The 16,357-nt window shown below is 33.8% G+C and carries 14 protein-coding genes; 3 read left to right on the top strand and 11 right to left on the bottom strand.

Annotation, left to right across the window (positions count from 1 at the left end; genetic code table 11):
- Positions 1-364 precede the first annotated feature (364 nt).
- Positions 365-1,795: a DEAD/DEAH box helicase gene (locus tag N4A68_20260; protein MCT4566635.1), complete on the top strand. Its 1,431-nt coding sequence runs from the start codon at positions 365-367 to the stop codon at positions 1,793-1,795.
- A gap of 86 nt (positions 1,796-1,881) precedes the next feature.
- On the opposite strand, the gene N4A68_20255 is transcribed toward N4A68_20260, so the two are convergent.
- From N4A68_20255 to N4A68_20210, 10 genes are all read right to left on the bottom strand, one after another.
- Entirely contained in the window at positions 1,882-2,226 is a 345-nt protein-coding gene (locus N4A68_20255; protein ID MCT4566634.1) for a hypothetical protein, read from the bottom strand.
- A complete protein-coding gene (locus N4A68_20250) occupies positions 2,219-2,728 on the bottom strand; it encodes a DUF6036 family nucleotidyltransferase (protein ID MCT4566633.1) in 510 nt (169 codons plus the stop codon). Before N4A68_20250 ends, N4A68_20255 begins: the two co-directional genes overlap by 8 nt.
- Before the next feature lie 104 nt (positions 2,729-2,832).
- Positions 2,833-3,840 carry a dipeptidase gene (locus N4A68_20245; protein ID MCT4566632.1) on the bottom strand — a complete coding sequence of 336 codons (1,008 nt, stop codon included), beginning with the start codon at positions 3,838-3,840 and terminating at the stop codon, positions 2,833-2,835.
- Between the two features lie 94 nt (positions 3,841-3,934).
- The gene (locus tag N4A68_20240; protein MCT4566631.1) at positions 3,935-4,756 is read right to left on the bottom strand and encodes a C40 family peptidase; all 822 of its coding nucleotides are present in this window, start codon (positions 4,754-4,756) and stop codon (positions 3,935-3,937) included.
- 22 nt (positions 4,757-4,778) lie between these two features.
- Positions 4,779-5,708, bottom strand: a complete 930-nt coding sequence (locus tag N4A68_20235; GenBank protein ID MCT4566630.1) for an ATP-binding cassette domain-containing protein — start codon at positions 5,706-5,708, stop codon at positions 4,779-4,781.
- Positions 5,698-6,729, bottom strand: a complete 1,032-nt coding sequence (locus tag N4A68_20230; protein ID MCT4566629.1) for an ABC transporter ATP-binding protein — start codon at positions 6,727-6,729, stop codon at positions 5,698-5,700. Before N4A68_20230 ends, N4A68_20235 begins: the two co-directional genes overlap by 11 nt.
- An 82-nt stretch (positions 6,730-6,811) precedes the next feature.
- A complete protein-coding gene (locus N4A68_20225) occupies positions 6,812-7,780 on the bottom strand; it encodes an ABC transporter permease (protein MCT4566628.1) in 969 nt (322 codons plus the stop codon).
- Positions 7,777-8,724, bottom strand: a complete 948-nt coding sequence (locus tag N4A68_20220) for an ABC transporter permease (GenBank protein ID MCT4566627.1) — start codon at positions 8,722-8,724, stop codon at positions 7,777-7,779. The genes N4A68_20225 and N4A68_20220 overlap by 4 nt, the downstream gene beginning before the upstream one ends.
- Positions 8,725-8,866: 142 nt before the next feature.
- Complete coding sequence (locus N4A68_20215; protein ID MCT4566626.1) at positions 8,867-10,801, bottom strand: peptide ABC transporter substrate-binding protein; 1,935 nt, start codon at positions 10,799-10,801, stop codon at positions 8,867-8,869.
- Between the two features lie 435 nt (positions 10,802-11,236).
- Positions 11,237-13,066, bottom strand: a complete 1,830-nt coding sequence (locus N4A68_20210) for a sigma-54 dependent transcriptional regulator (protein ID MCT4566625.1) — start codon at positions 13,064-13,066, stop codon at positions 11,237-11,239.
- A 281-nt stretch (positions 13,067-13,347) separates the two neighbouring features.
- Here N4A68_20210 and N4A68_20205 point away from each other — a divergent pair, with 281 nt between their 5' ends.
- Both N4A68_20205 and N4A68_20200 read left to right on the top strand, forming a co-directional pair.
- On the top strand, positions 13,348-14,286 hold the full coding sequence (locus tag N4A68_20205; GenBank protein ID MCT4566624.1) for an LD-carboxypeptidase: 939 nt from the start codon (positions 13,348-13,350) through the stop codon (positions 14,284-14,286).
- Positions 14,287-14,397: 111 nt separating this feature from the next.
- Positions 14,398-15,276, top strand: coding sequence for a class A beta-lactamase-related serine hydrolase (locus tag N4A68_20200; protein MCT4566623.1), 879 nt, complete (start codon positions 14,398-14,400; stop codon positions 15,274-15,276).
- Between the two features lie 217 nt (positions 15,277-15,493).
- On the opposite strand, the gene N4A68_20195 is transcribed toward N4A68_20200, so the two are convergent.
- Positions 15,494-16,312 carry a hypothetical protein gene (locus N4A68_20195; protein ID MCT4566622.1) on the bottom strand — a complete coding sequence of 273 codons (819 nt, stop codon included), beginning with the start codon at positions 16,310-16,312 and terminating at the stop codon, positions 15,494-15,496.
- Positions 16,313-16,357 lie beyond the last annotated feature (45 nt).

Genomic DNA, 16,357 nt, shown 5'->3' with positions numbered 1-16,357 from the left:
CTTCTAGAAAAACTATCTACCATATGTAGTCTAAAATTCTTCAAAGCCATACCATCAAATATGCTTATATCTTAAGCAATTAAATCAAGGATGATATTCGCATATTAGGTTTAGCCAAGTAAGAGTTATGCAATTTCCTCAATAATTATGACTAATTCCATAAACCTTTTTAAAAACATAAATAAGAATTAATAATTCCGTTATTGAGAAAAATAATAATGACTAAAAATAAATATTTAAAAATGAGAAGTATAAAGGGCTCAAACATGATATACTATCTTCTATAAAGCCTATTAAAACTACTGAGAAAATTGCATAAATTAAAACTCAGTACATTTATTTATGTAAAGAAAGGATTAATATTATGGAAACGAAAGACATAAAATTTAAAGACTATCCCTTATCTAATGAGATAAAAAGGGGACTTAGCGAGCTAGGGTTTAAAAAACCCTTAGAAGTCCAAGGAATAGTTATTCCTAGGATATTAAAGGAAGATCAGGACTTAATTGTAAAATCCCAAACGGGAAGTGGTAAAACAGCGGCATACAGTATACCTATCTGTGAAAAGATAGATATGGAGCTAGAGGCAACCCAAATGCTTGTACTCACTCCTACTAGAGAGTTGGCTCAGCAGGTTAAGTATGACATTGATGGTATTGGAAAATATAAGGAAATCATATGTGCCGCAGTCTTCGGAAAGCAGCCCATAGAAGTCCAAAGAATGGAGCTTAAAAGAAATCCCCATGTAATAGCTGCAACGCCTGGAAGAATGATGGATCATCTTAAGAGAAAAAACATAAAGCTAAATAATTTAAAGTACTTAGTTATAGATGAAGCGGATGAAATGCTTCTAATGGGATTTGGTGATCAAATAGAAGCTATAGTAGATAAGCTTCCTAAGGAAAGAGTCACTTTATTATTCTCTGCAACTATGCCTGATAAAGTACAAACTTTAAGTCGTAATTATATGACAAATCCAGAAAATATAGAAGTAAAATCAAAGGTAAACACTCTAGATAAAATTGAGCAGATATACTATTCTGTAGAAGCTTTAAAGAAAGTAGATTTCTTAAAAAAGATGCTCAAAAGGGAACGTCCTCGAAAAACTATTATATTTTGCAATACCCAAGAACAGGTGGAAAGGCTATATGCCATAATGAAAAAATGGAGTAGATTAATAGGTAGAGTTCACGGAGGAATGGATCAAAGGTCTAGGATGGATAAACTTACTGGCTTTAAAAAAGGTCAATACGATACTTTGATAGCCACGGATGTTGCCGCTAGGGGTATCCATGTTGAGAATATTACCCATGTTGTAAACTTTTTTGTTCCCTTTGACAATGAAAACTATATTCACAGAATTGGTAGAACTGGAAGGGTTGATAAAGGCGGTATAGCCATAACCTTTGTTACTCAGCCAGAAGAAAATAGATTTTTAGAGCTTCAGGACTTTTTGGGATACAAGATTCCCTTCAAGGGTGGACATGTCCAAAGAAAGGTTGGAAAAAAAGACTTGAAGAAAGCGGCTAAGAAAACCCGTTATAAGCCTGGTAAAGTAAAGGGATCTATTGTACAAATTAACGCAGGAAGAAGCACTGGCCGTTTCACAAATAAAGATATACTGTCGGCACTTAGAAGTATAGGTGGTGTCACTCAAGATAATATAGGCAAAATTGATATTAAGGATAAATTTACTACTGTTGAAATATTAGGTGGCAAGGAAAGGATAATAGTCAAGGCCCTCAAAGGAACTAGAATCAAGGGGAAGCTGTATCGTGCTAAGATAAAAAATTAATAGTTATAAACATTATATTTGCATAGCTCTTACTTATCATAAATTCATAGCACCACCTGCATAGTGCTTCAGCAGATGGTGCCATTTTAGTTCCAATAGGCTAATCTTAAAAACATATTTGTTATCTTTATCTGCTCCTTTAATTCTTCTTCATTTAGTACTCCATAATATTTACCTATAATTCCCCTTGACTCCAATGTCCATAAAAACACTTTAAAGCTAGGATAATTTTGAATAGATTTTTTTACAAACCATATAAAATCTTCTAATTTTTTATAATTTAGAGTCTCTTGTCTCTTTTCCTTTTTATACTGCTCTATATCTAACAATAATCCAAAGGGTATCATAACTTGATACCGGAAACTCTCCCTATTCTTTTCATCAAAATCATTCATATAATTTATATAGCTTTCACATATTATTCTATACATTATATCTCTCCCTAAATAATTCTAATTTCCCTATAAATCCTTTCTTCTTAGAATTAAACAGATCATTTCTATTCATTACTTCATTTATAATTTGATTTATTAATATTTTATCGGCTCTTTTCATAAGAATATCTATATCCTGCAAATCCTTTTCCTGCATCCTTATGATTTTACTAACGATTATGTCCTCAATTGATAAAATATATATATTCAAATACTTAAATTGTTCCAGCATTATTGCTCTTTCTTGATATTTAGGCGATATTAATGTACTCTCATATTCCAGCATATCGAAATCCCTAAGATGAACAAACACTTTACCTAATTTAGCAGAATAGTTCAAGTCTATAAAATCAAAATCTCTTGTTGCTCTATCACTATGCCCACCTAATATACAGGCAGAGCCTCCCAAGAAATACATGTCAAAGGGTTCTATATTAAATAACTCAGCTACTTTTTCCATCTCATATATTCTTTCTTCCAGTTCTTTCTTAATCTGCATATATATCACCTTTATTATTGCTTTATAACACTATTATACCAAATTAAGCTGCTTTTATATAAGCAATTATATAACTTAAAAGAATTTTATTGAGTTTATATTTATTACTTCAACATACTTGTCAAATATCTATAATAGTTTCCACCTACAAGCTTTGATAGGGTATCGTCGCTAAACCCTCTTCTCAAGAGTTCTTCAGTTATCAACAAGCTTTCGCTATGATTTTTAATGGTATCGTATTCTTTACCGGAATTATAATAATTGTTACAAAGATCAAATCCAAAGCCTATGGAATCTTCCCCTGCCAAGGAAATAATATACTCTATATGATCACATAACCTGTCAACATTTTGCTCTTCTTCCTTAGAAGACACTATATTTTTATAAGCATTGATACCTATTACTCCACTATTCTCTCCAATGATCTCGATTTGAGAGTCCGTTAGATTTCTTGTGATATCATTAACTGATCTAGCATTAGAATGGGATGCTATAAATGGAAGCTCAGTATACTCTGCTACATCGGAAAAACCTTCATCATTGATATGGCTTACATCAATGAACATTCCTAAATTTTCTGCTAAGCTCACTACCTCTATACCAAAAGGAGTTAACCCTCCTTTAATACCTTCTCTTGGATTTCTAAAATAGCTCCCATCCGCAGCAAAATTTCTTCTACTCCAAGTAAGCCCTAATCCCCTTACCCCGAGTTTATAAAATATATTTAAGAGACTTAAATCTCGTCCTATGGGCTCGACACCCTCTAGGGACATTATAATTCCGATCTTGTTCTCCTTCATGGCAGTATCCATTTCAGATTTATTTGTAACTAATACAAAGTGTTCATTGCTTTCTTTAATATCATTATATATTGCATCCACTTGTCTTAATGCCATTTTTAGTCCCATATCTGGTAAATATTCATTCTCTATAAATATTGCCGCAATTATAAAATTAAAAGATGCACGTCTAAAATCCCTTAGAAATATTGTTTCCATAACCCTTGTTTTCCCCTTAGATCTGGCATTATAAATAATCCCTCCAAGATCTAAATGACTATCTACAACTATACTATTTTCATGTATCCTTTTTGCTTTCAATGAATTATTCATAAAATTACCTCTCATCAAAAATGTAGTATTTAGGCAGATTCAGAAAATACACTGGGCGTCCTACTCGTACTTTTGATTCCTTTCTTCATATGGCCTATTTAAATTTCACATATTTGCCTACCTTCGTTAAGGTTGCCGCAAGGGCTTCTTTATAATCATCATCCTTAGGATCTAAGCTGTGTATAACAACACCTGAATCTATTCCCGATGAATGAATAAACCTATTATTCCCTATATATATAGCCGTATGTTCAGGGAAAAATAAAACATCACCTTTCTTTATATCCCGGGGACTTATCTCCACAAAATGTTCCTGTAAAAATTGGGAATCACGCCAAATAACTATCTCATTTAGTAGATACGCCATACATGTTAATCCGGAACTATCTATTCCAAGGGGGCTTTTTCCTCCCCACCTAAACTGTGTATATAAATAAAGTAAGGCATATTCAACTATATTTGTCCTAATTTCCATTTCACATAGATTGAAGTCCAATCTTTTTCTGACTTTAATATGTTTTTTTCTTACCCATCCAGCCCTACCATCGGGTAATTTAACCTTTATTCTATTTGATTTTTCTTTACAACATCCTACCAGATAAGAACCCCTTACTGCGGAAGTCAAAATACCTGAGGCAAATGAAGTATCCTCTGTAATATCCACATAACTACCCATAACAACTATGTCTATGCTATCCTTCCACTTTTTTGAGGCTCGGGAATCTAAAAACAAATCCTCCATTTGTACATAACCCTTATAATCATACTGGGTTTGTATAAAAACATAATTATTTTTATCTTCCCATAAAATTTCAACTACCATTCCCAATAATAACTCATCTATATATAAACCCTTTTCTTCAGGTTCTTTCCTAATGGGAACAATTGTTTTTTTAGCAATTCCATAGTTTCTCATAGTATCACTCTCGATTTGTCAGTTATATGCTCTCTTTATATTTTTCTAACTCTTCATTATTTGCAAGAATAAAATGGTCATCCTTTACCTCATGCCACATAGGAGGATTATCCTTGTAATTATGACAACTAGGATCATATATTTCAATTACTTTCTCTTTCTCAGCAACCGGATCGGGAAGGGGTATCGCAGATAATAATGCTTTGGTATATGGATGTAATGGATTTCTAAATAGCTCCTCAGATTCTGCTAGCTCCACTATCCTTCCCTTGTGTATTACAGCTATCCTATCTGTAATAAATCTGACTACAGATAAATCATGGGCAATAAACATGTAGGTCAATCCTTTTTCTCTCTTTAATGCCGACAATATATTTAATACTTGTGCCCTAATGGAAACATCAAGTGCAGATATAGGCTCATCGGCTATAATCAGTTCTGGCTCCATAACTAAAACCCTTGCGATCCCAATCCTTTGTCTCTGTCCCCCTGAAAATTCATGGGGAAATCTACTTGCGAACTCTGGCAATAATCCAACATCTAAAAGTGCTTTTTCGACCTTTTTCTTTCTCTCTTCTTCTGATTTAAACTTTTTTAGGTTATATAATCCTTCTGATACTATATAGTCTACCTTTGCCCTTTCATTTAGGGATGCCATAGGGTCTTGAAAAATCATTTGTATATTTTCAGTTATTTCTCTATCAGTAGTCCTATCTATTTTGCCACTTATTATCTTGTCTTTAAATTTTATAGTTCCATCACTTACTTCATTGATTCGCACTATAGCCCTACCGATAGTTGTTTTGCCCGATCCCGATTCTCCAACTAATCCAAAGGTTTCTCCCTTATAAATATTGAAGCTTACATTGTTGACTGCAACAAACCTGTTTCTTTTATTACCGAACTCAATTTTCAAGTTATCCACTTCCAATAAAACTTCTTTATCTCCCATAACGCTTTCCTCCTACATTTTCACTTATTTTTTTAACGATTTCAGGAGGTTCAACCCTCGGAGCAGCGGGATGTAATAGCCAGGTTCTTGCTTTATGGGTTGGACTAACTTGAAAATACGGCGATCTCTTGACATAATCTATTTTTAATGCCTTTGGGTTTCTTGGTGCAAAGGCATCTCCCTTTATTTCCTTAAATAGGCTAGGTGGAGTACCCTTTATTGAGTAAAGATCTTCCCCCTTAACTCCAAGCTGGGGAAGTGATGATAAAAGTGCCCAGGTATATGGATGCTGTGGATTATAGAAAACCTCCTCTGCCATACCTATTTCAATAATATCACCTGCATACATGACAGCTATTCTATCTGCTACATTTGCTACAACCCCTAAATCATGGGTTATATAAATAATAGTTAAATCATATTTTTTTTGCATATTTTTCAATAATTCAAGTATCTGTGCTTGTATTGTAACATCCAATGCTGTTGTGGGTTCATCACATATTAGTACCCTTGGATGACAGGCCACAGCAATGGCTATGACAACTCTTTGCCTCATTCCACCGGAAAATTCATGGGGATATTGCTTATATCTTTTCTCTGGCTGTGATATCCCGACATCCCCTAATATCTCTAGGGCTATCCTTTTAGCATCATCTCCCCTTAAACCCCTATGCAGCTCTATGGATTCCTGAACCTGTTTACCAATGGTTTTAAGTGGATTTAAGGAAGTCATCGGATCTTGAAATACAAGGGCAATTTCTTTGCCTCTGATCTTTAGCCATTGCTTCTCACTTTTAAAATCAGAAATCACTTTATCACCATAGGTAATGGTGCCAGAATCTATCCAGCCATTACTATCTAGTAATCCCATAAAGGATTTTGTGAAAACCGACTTTCCAGAACCCGATTCTCCTACTATAGCTAAGCTTTCCCCCTTGTATAGGTCTAATGATGCACCTCTTATGGCCGTAAGCTCTTTTCCCCTCAAATTAAATTTTATGACTAATTCAGATACTGCCATCACGGTTTGTACATCATGATTTAAACCATCTATAGTTTTTTCATCCGTATTATCACTTAACTTTATATTCATACTTTACCTCCTAAATATGATTTTTAGGATCTGCCGCATCTGCAAATGCATTTCCTATTACATAAAATGAAATTGTTATAATGGATAAAACTATTGCAGGAAATAATAATTGATATCGTAGTGAAGGCACCATCATAAATACACGCCCCTCATTAATCAGATTCCCAAGGGAAGGAATATCAACGGGTAATCCGATACCAATATAAGTCAAAAATACCTCTGATCCTATGGCAAGGGGTATAGCTAAAGCTAAACGCAGCATGATTACAGATACTAAATATGGTAAAAGATTTTTCGATATGATTCTTTTAGCCGGTGTTCCTAAACATCTCGATGCAAGATTGTATTCACGATCTCTGATAATAATAATTAGGTTTCTAACAAACCTAGCCATTTCCGTCCAACGAGTGACACACATGGCAAAAATAATAGTAGATAGCCCGGGTCTCATAATATATGCAAATAGTATTAAGATTATGGTAGTGGGTATATTAGTTATCACATTATATATTTCGGTTATGATTGCATCTAGCTTCCTTATGTATCCCCAAAGGGCTCCAATAGTAATCCCCAAAATCAGCTCCCATAATCCAACGGCAAGGCCAATAAAAAGTGAGGTTCTCGTACCACTCCAAATTCTAGCCCAAAGGTCCTGCCCAATGGAATTTGTTCCAAACCAAAAGTCAGCTCCTGGAGATTCATTCCTTAGCTGCATACCTGTCTTTTCATTTAAATATATTTCAGTAGGAGATTTTTGACTTGGTAGATAGGGTTGAGTTATTGTGAATGTAATCAAGATAAGCATTACTGTCATTAATATCATAGCTGTTTTATTCTTGATAAAAACATTCCATGTTGAACGCCAATAGGAGTAATTGGAATATCCCGTTAGCTCCGCTGTACTCTCATCATATTGGGCGAATTCAAATAATGATAGATCAATGCTTTCGGCCATCATATCTAGGTTTTTTCTCATCATCTTCCCCCTCCATGCTTTTGTAATTTGATTCTTGGATCAACTAATGCCATTAGCATATCTCCTAAAAATAATCCTATGATTCCCACGGAAGAATATATAAGTACCAGTGCTTGTACCAAATTATTATCCTGCCTTTGGATAGCATCAACTAACAATCCACCCATTCCAGGAATTGAAAATAGGGATTCGATATATATGGAGCCTGATATTGTAAATAGTATAGATGCCGGTAAATACTGGGCCATTGGTACAAATGCATTTCTCATTACATGCTTAATCATAATCTTTCTATTGCTTAGCCCCTTTGCTCTAGCCAGCTTAATATAATCCTTATTTAGTTCATCCACCATATATCTTCTCATCCACATAGCATAGCCTGCTATACTCCCCAAGGACATGGATACTGCCGGCAGTATCCAGCTCATTGGTTCATCTATGTCGAATAATATAGGTAATTTTAATAGCTTTGTTATATAAATCTGGATAAATAGATAATAAACTATAGGGGGAACAGCTCGAATGAATACTACATATCCGGTTCCCAGCTTATCCTTAACCCTATCCTTTTCCCTAGCCATGACCACACCCATATACAAACCGAAAATCAACGAAATTCCAAGGGCCACTAAACCAAAATATACTGAATAGGGTATCTTTTTAACTATGATTTCACTTATGGGAACCTTGGGCCTATAGACTATGGATTCACCTAAATCACCCCTAGCTAAGTCTAAATAAAAGTTCTTAAGCTGGGTGTGTAGAGGATCTCTTAAGCCCATACCCTCTAATATAGCTTCCTTCTGCTCAAAATCCAATTTATCTATTCCCTGTTCTCCAAAATAACCCTCTTCAGGCATTAAACGCATAAGCAAAAACACCACGGTTATAACCATGAAAAGTGTCAAAATAGATCTTAAAAATCTTTTTATGAAATACTTAAGCACTATAGGTGCCCCCTTATATTGTTATTTACTAAAAGTATTTGTGATTCAAACCTTGAGGCCATAAAGCTTTTTAACTGATAAGCTTGTTAATAATCTCAAGGCTTGAATCTATTATTCAAGCCTTGGTAAGATCATAATTCTTCTATTCCCCTGCTTTCTTTAAAGCCTTAACTCTCTCCTTTTCCCATTTCTCTTTCTCTGCAAAATACATTTCAGTATTCATAGGTTTTGATAATATACTTTGCCCCTTAAATCTTTCTGTTGCCACCCCAAATGGAGAATACGATTCTTCAAATGGATTCAATAATGATGATACATATCCACCACTACCACTACCGATACCCACCCCATAAGGTATAACCCAAGCTTCCTCGATCAAATAGGCTTCGGCTTTGGCAAAGGACTCATATCTCTTTTGTAAATCTACCATTTCATTTTTTCCTTCATTAATTAGCTTCATATAAACATCAAAGGTTTTTTCACCATTCTCGTTTACTTCTTCACACATTTCTGGGAAGTTATAGTTAGAGCCTGGTACAAACATATCTGTATAGGTTTCAGGGTCTGCATAGTCTGGTCCCCAGTTTACTTGTTGAAGTGAATAGTTACCAGCACGCCTAGTATTAGATAAATAACCCGTTGGTGGAAATGGAACTATATAAATATCTATAAAATCTTCTCCTAGAGTTCTTTCTAATTGCTGTTCAACCACTTGAGCCCTTTGGGTATTTTGGGTTTTCTTAGTATTGTATGGAATCATCATCTTTATAGGGAACTCCACTTTATCACTTAGCTCATTCATTGCCTTTTCCTTATATTCCAAAGCCAAATCCACATTATATGAATCACTTTTACTTATATCTACCAAATCAAGCATTTCAGTAAAGTCTTTTCCCCCCAGGGCTACGAAACCCTTCGGTGTTACTGTATTAAGCATCTTGTTTTCAGGGCTATAGGGCTCAGCCGTAACTATTGCAGCAAGTCTGTCAAAGCCATGGAATATAGCCTTTCTAAAGTTCTTGTTATTAACTGCTATTTTCCAACTTTCTGGATCATAAACTTCATCAAAGGTCGGATTAAAGTTCAATGCATAAAAATAAGTATAAAAGCTAGGTCTGGCTGGCCTTACCTTATCCTTTAACTTAGGATCATTCATCCATGCATCTATTGAAGCTGTGGGAATCTCAACATAAGAAATTTCTCCACGCTGATAAAGCTCCTGTGCTATTGTTGCTTTTTCCTTATTATATTTATACTTTATCTTTTGAATATGGATATTCTCTTTATCCCAATAATCTTTATTTGCAACTAAAATCCTTCTATTTTGAGGTTCAAATTCAGACATTAAATAAGCTCCATTATAAAGGAGGGTATCATTGGTAGTACCAAATCTCTCACCCATTTCATCTAGAAATTTTCCATTTACGGGAAAGAAACATGCATATGTAAGCATTGATTCAAAATAGGGAACCGGCTTTTCTAGAGTATACTCTAATGTATATTTGTCAACTGCCTTTACTCCTACCTGTGAGAAGTCAGTGATCTCTTTATTATAATATTTCTCTCCATTCTTGATTACTCCGTATGCTATATTTGCCGTCTTTGACCCGTTTTCTTTTTCAAATATATATTTAAGAGAATCCACAAAATCCTGTGCAGTTAATTCAGCATAAACCTCACCTTCGTAGGTAAGCCAATTGACTCCCTCTCTCAATTTAAATGTCCATACCAAACCATCCTCGGAATCAGACCACTCCTTTGCTAAACATGGTATCATAACTCCATATCTGTCATAATCCACTAAAGTATCTACAAGATTAGCAGCTAATCCAAATTCACTTGTTTTGGATGTAACCAAATAATTAATAGTAGTGATCTCATCTGCGTATGCCTCTACATACTCCTGCTTATCGGAATATGTAATACCCTTTTCCGTTTCTTTGGAATCAGCATTTGATTCTGCCGACGAATCGCTAGGATTACTAGTATTACTGGCATCTGTGGCATTACCACTTGTACCGCTACATCCAGTAATCAATAACATTAATACTAAAATAACACATAATAATTTTCTCATATTACCCTCCTCAAGTATAATTTTTATTAATTGAGCAAATTGCATAATTACTTATTACAAAAACTATCTACTATATATAGTTTTAAAATCTCCAAACCTATACCATATATATTATGCAATTCTGCCAAGTCAGAGTTATGCAATTTCCTCAATTGAGATTTACTTAGAACTCAATATAATATATTGCAATTTACATACCAAAATTACTGATAAGTATTTTAGAGGCTTTGAGGTGTGAAAAAAAATATTTATTCCGAAAATTCGGAATAAATAATCTAAAAAAAGGGGCGTACAACCCATTTAATTGTTCTTTTCCAAATTATTGGAATAGTATCAATTGTAATATCCTTAATTTTGGATTCTAATATAATTGTATGTAATTCACTTATGTCTAGGGATAATTTTACATGGTTTATATATTCCATAATTTTGGAATTATATATTTTTGATTTTTTGATAGAAGCTAGATTTTTTCATTTTTAAAATACTCATAGCTTCTTTTTTGTTGCCCTCTGTATATCTCATAACATTTCTAATTGCTTCCCTTTCTATTTCGTGTAAGGTTTTTTTGAGGGGTCTAATATAGTTGATATACGATGCTCTATGATATTTATCCACATTTACCTTTATATGACCCGATAAAATATTCCTATCATCGCAGAGATTTACAGCCCTCTCTAAAACATTTTCAAGTTCTCGAATATTCCCCGGCCAAGTATAAATCATCAATTTGTTTAAGGCCTCCCCGGATATTCTCTTTAACTCCGTACCAACTCTTTCACATATTTTAGGCAATAAATATTCTACTAATTCATATATGTCTTCTCTTCTGTCCCTTAATGAAATTATATGAATGGGAAATACATTTATTCTATAGTACAGATCTTCCCTAAAATTGCCTTCTTTGACTTCCTCTTCTAAGTTCCTATTTGTGGCCACAATAATCCTTACATCCACATTAATTTCTTTGTTACCACCGACTTTATAAAATTTCTTACTTTGAATAACTTGAAGAAGCTTTACCTGCATATTTTTAGATATATCTCCTATCTCATCTAAAAATAGAGTTCCTCCATTGGCCATTTCAAAATATCCCTTTTTCCCCTTAACATTGGCCCCTGTAAATGCTCCCCTGTCATATCCAAAAAGCTCACTTTCAAGGAGATTTTCAGGAATAGAATTACAATTCACATGTATAAATGGTTTATTTTTATTATCACTGGCTTCGTGTATCTCCCTTGCTAATATGGTTTTTCCCGTTCCACTTTCACCTAGAATCAATAAATTTGAATTACTATTACTAGCTTTAAGTGCCAGCTTTTTTATCTTCATGATTCCTTCACTGGAACCAACAAATTTGGGAAACAGTTTAGAGTATACCTTTCTATCCCCTAGTTTAGCCTCAACCTTTTCTAACCTCTTATAAGCAATATTACATTGTTTCTCTATATTTTTTATCCTAGGGATATCCTCTAAAAGCAATAAAGCCCCTGTTTCAGCTATTCCTTTAACTCCGCATAATACACTTATTCCATTGATTTTAGTTATTTTACCCCTATATGTATTTCTACTTCCCTTAGAACACTTAATTAGATCCATTATAGCTTCCGACGAATTATGGGCTTCTAAAATATGTTTGCCTAAAACATCTAACTCATTTATTCCTTTTATCTTCCTTTTAAATCTGCCTCCATTCAATATACTTTTTATATCTTCATTCCAAACAGTATATCCAATGCTTTGATAAAATTTCATTTTCTTAGTTAACCCATCTATAATAACCATATGTCCAAAATCATTATTATAGTAATTTTCATAAACCACTTTATCCACATAAATACCTATATACTTATTTATGTAACTTACTTTAATCTCTATATCCAATCCATCAACAACTCGTTTTAGCTCGAAATCGTCTGCGGTAAAACTAAAGGGTCTTGTTTTCAAATAAGCTGTATTTTCTTTCCCTCCATATTTTCCAACAACCAATACTGTTGAATCAGCATTGACTTCAGATGGATTTACACCAATACATTTTAAATCCCTTGGCCGCAGACCTCCGTCATCGGCCCCAAATGCCGTGGTTGCCATAATTATTATATCTCCTGTTTCCACAGTTCCCTCTTCATGTTCATAGGTACATTCTCTCCTAACCCCAAATATATCCTTTACTTTATCACTATACAATCTAATATTAGCCTCAGTATCAATAAATATTAAGCCTTCATTCATGGCATCTTCGATATCGGAAAAATGTATACTCATAGAACCCAAGATTATCCCCCCATTTTAATCCATCTGAAATTATTTATATTTTTTATTTTTGGCATATATTTTGCTACTTTATATTTATAGAGCAAATTGCATAATTACCTTCTGCAAAAACTATCTACTATATATAGTTAAAAAACCTTAAGAACTATACCATATATATTATGCAATTCTGCCAGGTAAGAGTTATGCAATTTCCTCTATAGTATCAAAAATTACAAGCTTTAACAAATGTCACCAAATGGTAAAATAAAATAGTCAAAGGAGATAGAGTTATGATTAAACCTAAAGCACTTAATATTGGAGATAGAGTTGCCATCATTGCACCATCATCTCCAACCACTGAAGAAAATGTATTAAAGGCAGAAAAAGCAGTGAAAAAAATGGGTCTAGATCCCATTATATATCCCAGCTGCTATTCCTATCATGGTCACCTTTCTGGTACAGATATAATTCGAGCCAAGGATATAAACGATGCATTTAAAGATCCTACAATTATGGGTATTATCTGCTTAAAGGGTGGCTACGGAACACCACGGTTATTAAATTTAATTGATTACGAGTTGATAAAAAATAATCCAAAATATTTCTTAGGATATAGCGATATAACAGCATTACATATGGCTTTCAATAAAATTTGTAAACTGGTTACGTACCATGGTCCCATGGCTTCAGCGGGATGGATAAAGGACCTAGATCCCTATACAAAAAATTACTTAAAGCTTTCTTTATTTAGTAATGAAAAACTAAATTTGCTTAAAAATCCAAGTGGAGAAGATTTCAAAACCTTAGTACCTGGAATTGCCAAGGGAAAAATTATTGGGGGTAATTTATCACTATTGGCATCTACCTTGGGGTCCCCCTATGAAATAGATACTAAGGATAAAATTCTTTTTATGGAAGAAGTAGGAGAAGATAATTATTGCATAGACAGAATGCTTATGTCATTGTCCCTAGCCGGAAAGTTTCAAGATTGCAGGGGCATCATTTTAGGTACTTTTACAAATTGCAAACCGGATTTAAAAGCCGATTCTTTTCAGGATTTGAGTCTTGATGAAATATTTGAAGAAATTATTGTGCCCTTCAATAAACCTACACTGAGTAACTTTAGAGCCGGACATAATTATCCACAACCTACATTCCCAATGGGAGTAGAGGTTGAATTAGATGCCGACAATAGAAACATCACTTTTTTAGAGGCAAGTAATATATAAAGTGGGATATTTCAAAACCCTATACAAATAATTTAGGCATATGAAGAAAATAATCAAAATAACCGGTGAGATGACTAGTCTATTTTTGAATCTGCCTTAAAGGAGAATAATATGAATTCATTAAGATCTGAACTTTTAAGTTATTTAGAGACACTAGATGGTAATTATGCATTATACATTAAGGATTTAAAAAGCAACAGCATAATTAAAATTAATGAAGAAAAAAGATTCCATTCAGCAAGTATTATTAAGCTTTATTATCTTTATGAAGCACTGATGCAAGTTCAGGATGGAGTATTGGGGCTAGACACCGCATTTAATCTTTCTTCCGATGAAAAAGTAGGAGGTGCCGGAGTTCTTCATCTATTACACGATAATATAGAGCTGACCCTGGAGGATTTATTGAGTCTCATGATAGATGTAAGTGACAATACGGCTACAAACATGCTTTATGATATTTTAGGTAAAGACAATATTAATACTTCTATCAAAAAATTAGGAATAAACAATACCCTAGCTGCAAGAAAATTGATGAGGGTAATCCCTGGTGTATATAGCTATACAACTGCAAGGGATGCTGCCATAATTTTAGAAAATTTTATGAGCCCAAGGGTATTAAGAAAAGATTTAGCAGAAAAAGCCTTAGAAATACTTGGAAAGCAACAATTTAACGATGGAATATCTAAATATTTAACTACCTGCGGACATTGTGGTTCATTAATTAAGTCTAAAAATATTTGTCGTGAATGTAAAACTAATAAGGGTGAAATAGACCCAGTAAAAGTACCATTTTACCATAAGACAGGTGAAATAACCGGTGTTACCCACGATGCTGGAATTCTTATAATTAATAATAATCCAATAATTGTTGTTATGTTAATTAATCAACTTAAAGATAACTTAGAAGGAAAATTCTATATGAGTAAAGTGGGTGAAATAATTTATAATTTCTATAGTTCAAAAGAAATTTCTATAAAAAAGAATATGTGAGGCTTATATATACCATATTAAATGTGACATAGAAATATTCTCGCAATAAGCATAGATAGTCTATTTACGAATAAAACATTTCCTATGTCACATTTTCTTTTTATTGAGGAAATTGCATAACTCTTACTTGGCAGAATTGCATAATATATATGGTAATTATGCAATTTGCTCTATTGATAACTTAAATTTTTTTCACAGGTATCCAACATCCCTTATATCATCTATAGCTCGCAACAGTCATACCAAAATACGTAGGAACTTCATATGATAACAGCTTTCCTGCCATAGGGGAAACCTTTAAAGCTCCATATAGAATGAGCATTTGCCATAGGCTATCGGGCTTAGCTTTTTCAACCAGTTCCATGTCTATATCTAAAAGCTTTTCAAGCTTGTCTTCCCTTATGATATCTGAAATAATGTCATCATATATCTTAGAAGCCTCATCAAAACCATAGGGTCCCTTTGGATCATGGCAGTGTCCTTGGTCTGCGCTGGCTATCAAGGCTACTTTTTTATTGCTTTCTATAGAAGCTTCACCGATCAGTTCTCCTAATTTGACCAATTTTTCTAAGGATATTTCTCTAGTGGGTCCTATAACAACTATTTCGGGTTTATAATCTTCATCCTTACAAAACCATAGGGGTATAAGGGTGCCCCAATCCATTTCTATATTTGATGCTCTTCCTCCTAAAGCTCCAAAGTTACATCCAACGGAGGGTATAAGCTCATTTTCAGCCTTTTCTAGGATTTTTTGAGCTAATTCTTTGTCACATTTATATTCTAATCTAACTGTCTCTTCATTTGCACTTAGTTTGCCTCGACAATATTCGCTTGTATATATTGCATTATATTCCTTAAGTCTTAATCCATGGGGTGTTAATAGGATTATAGTATCGGGCTTATCACTAATTATTATCTTACCTAATTCCTCCATTGCTTCTCTAGTAGGCTTAAATAGTGCATACTCATCTCCAGACAGCTCTTCAATAATTGAAAATCCATGGGGGGCTATTCCTCCACATACTAATTGTCCCATATACATCCTTCTTCCTTTTCCACTAATTTCAATAAAGAATGGCAT

The sequence above is a fragment of the Maledivibacter sp. genome (genome assembly GCA_025210375.1).
Lineage (GTDB): Bacteria > Bacillota > Clostridia > Peptostreptococcales > Caminicellaceae > JAOASB01.
The sequence above is the reverse complement of the archived record's forward strand: the minus strand, read 5'-3'. Positions and strand labels throughout refer to the sequence as shown.

Bases quoted from the DNA above. Each gene is read 5' to 3' on its own strand.
- N4A68_20255 (MCT4566634.1), bottom strand. From the start codon at position 2,226: ATGTATAGAATAATATGTGAAAGCTATATAAATTATATGAATGATTTT.
- N4A68_20200 (MCT4566623.1), top strand. From the start codon at position 14,398: ATGAATTCATTAAGATCTGAACTTTTAAGTTATTTAGAGACACTAGAT.
- N4A68_20250 (MCT4566633.1), bottom strand. From the start codon at position 2,728: ATGCAGATTAAGAAAGAACTGGAAGAAAGAATATATGAGATGGAAAAA.
- N4A68_20230 (MCT4566629.1), bottom strand. From the start codon at position 6,729: ATGGCAGTATCTGAATTAGTCATAAAATTTAATTTGAGGGGAAAAGAG.
- N4A68_20205 (MCT4566624.1), top strand. From the start codon at position 13,348: ATGATTAAACCTAAAGCACTTAATATTGGAGATAGAGTTGCCATCATT.
- N4A68_20215 (MCT4566626.1), bottom strand. From the start codon at position 10,801: ATGAGAAAATTATTATGTGTTATTTTAGTATTAATGTTATTGATTACT.
- N4A68_20210 (MCT4566625.1), bottom strand. From the start codon at position 13,066: ATGAGTATACATTTTTCCGATATCGAAGATGCCATGAATGAAGGCTTA.
- N4A68_20235 (MCT4566630.1), bottom strand. From the start codon at position 5,708: ATGGGAGATAAAGAAGTTTTATTGGAAGTGGATAACTTGAAAATTGAG.
- N4A68_20225 (MCT4566628.1), bottom strand. From the start codon at position 7,780: ATGATGAGAAAAAACCTAGATATGATGGCCGAAAGCATTGATCTATCA.
- N4A68_20245 (MCT4566632.1), bottom strand. From the start codon at position 3,840: ATGAATAATTCATTGAAAGCAAAAAGGATACATGAAAATAGTATAGTT.
- N4A68_20195 (MCT4566622.1), bottom strand. From the start codon at position 16,312: ATGGGACAATTAGTATGTGGAGGAATAGCCCCCCATGGATTTTCAATT.
- N4A68_20240 (MCT4566631.1), bottom strand. From the start codon at position 4,756: ATGAGAAACTATGGAATTGCTAAAAAAACAATTGTTCCCATTAGGAAA.
- N4A68_20260 (MCT4566635.1), top strand. From the start codon at position 365: ATGGAAACGAAAGACATAAAATTTAAAGACTATCCCTTATCTAATGAG.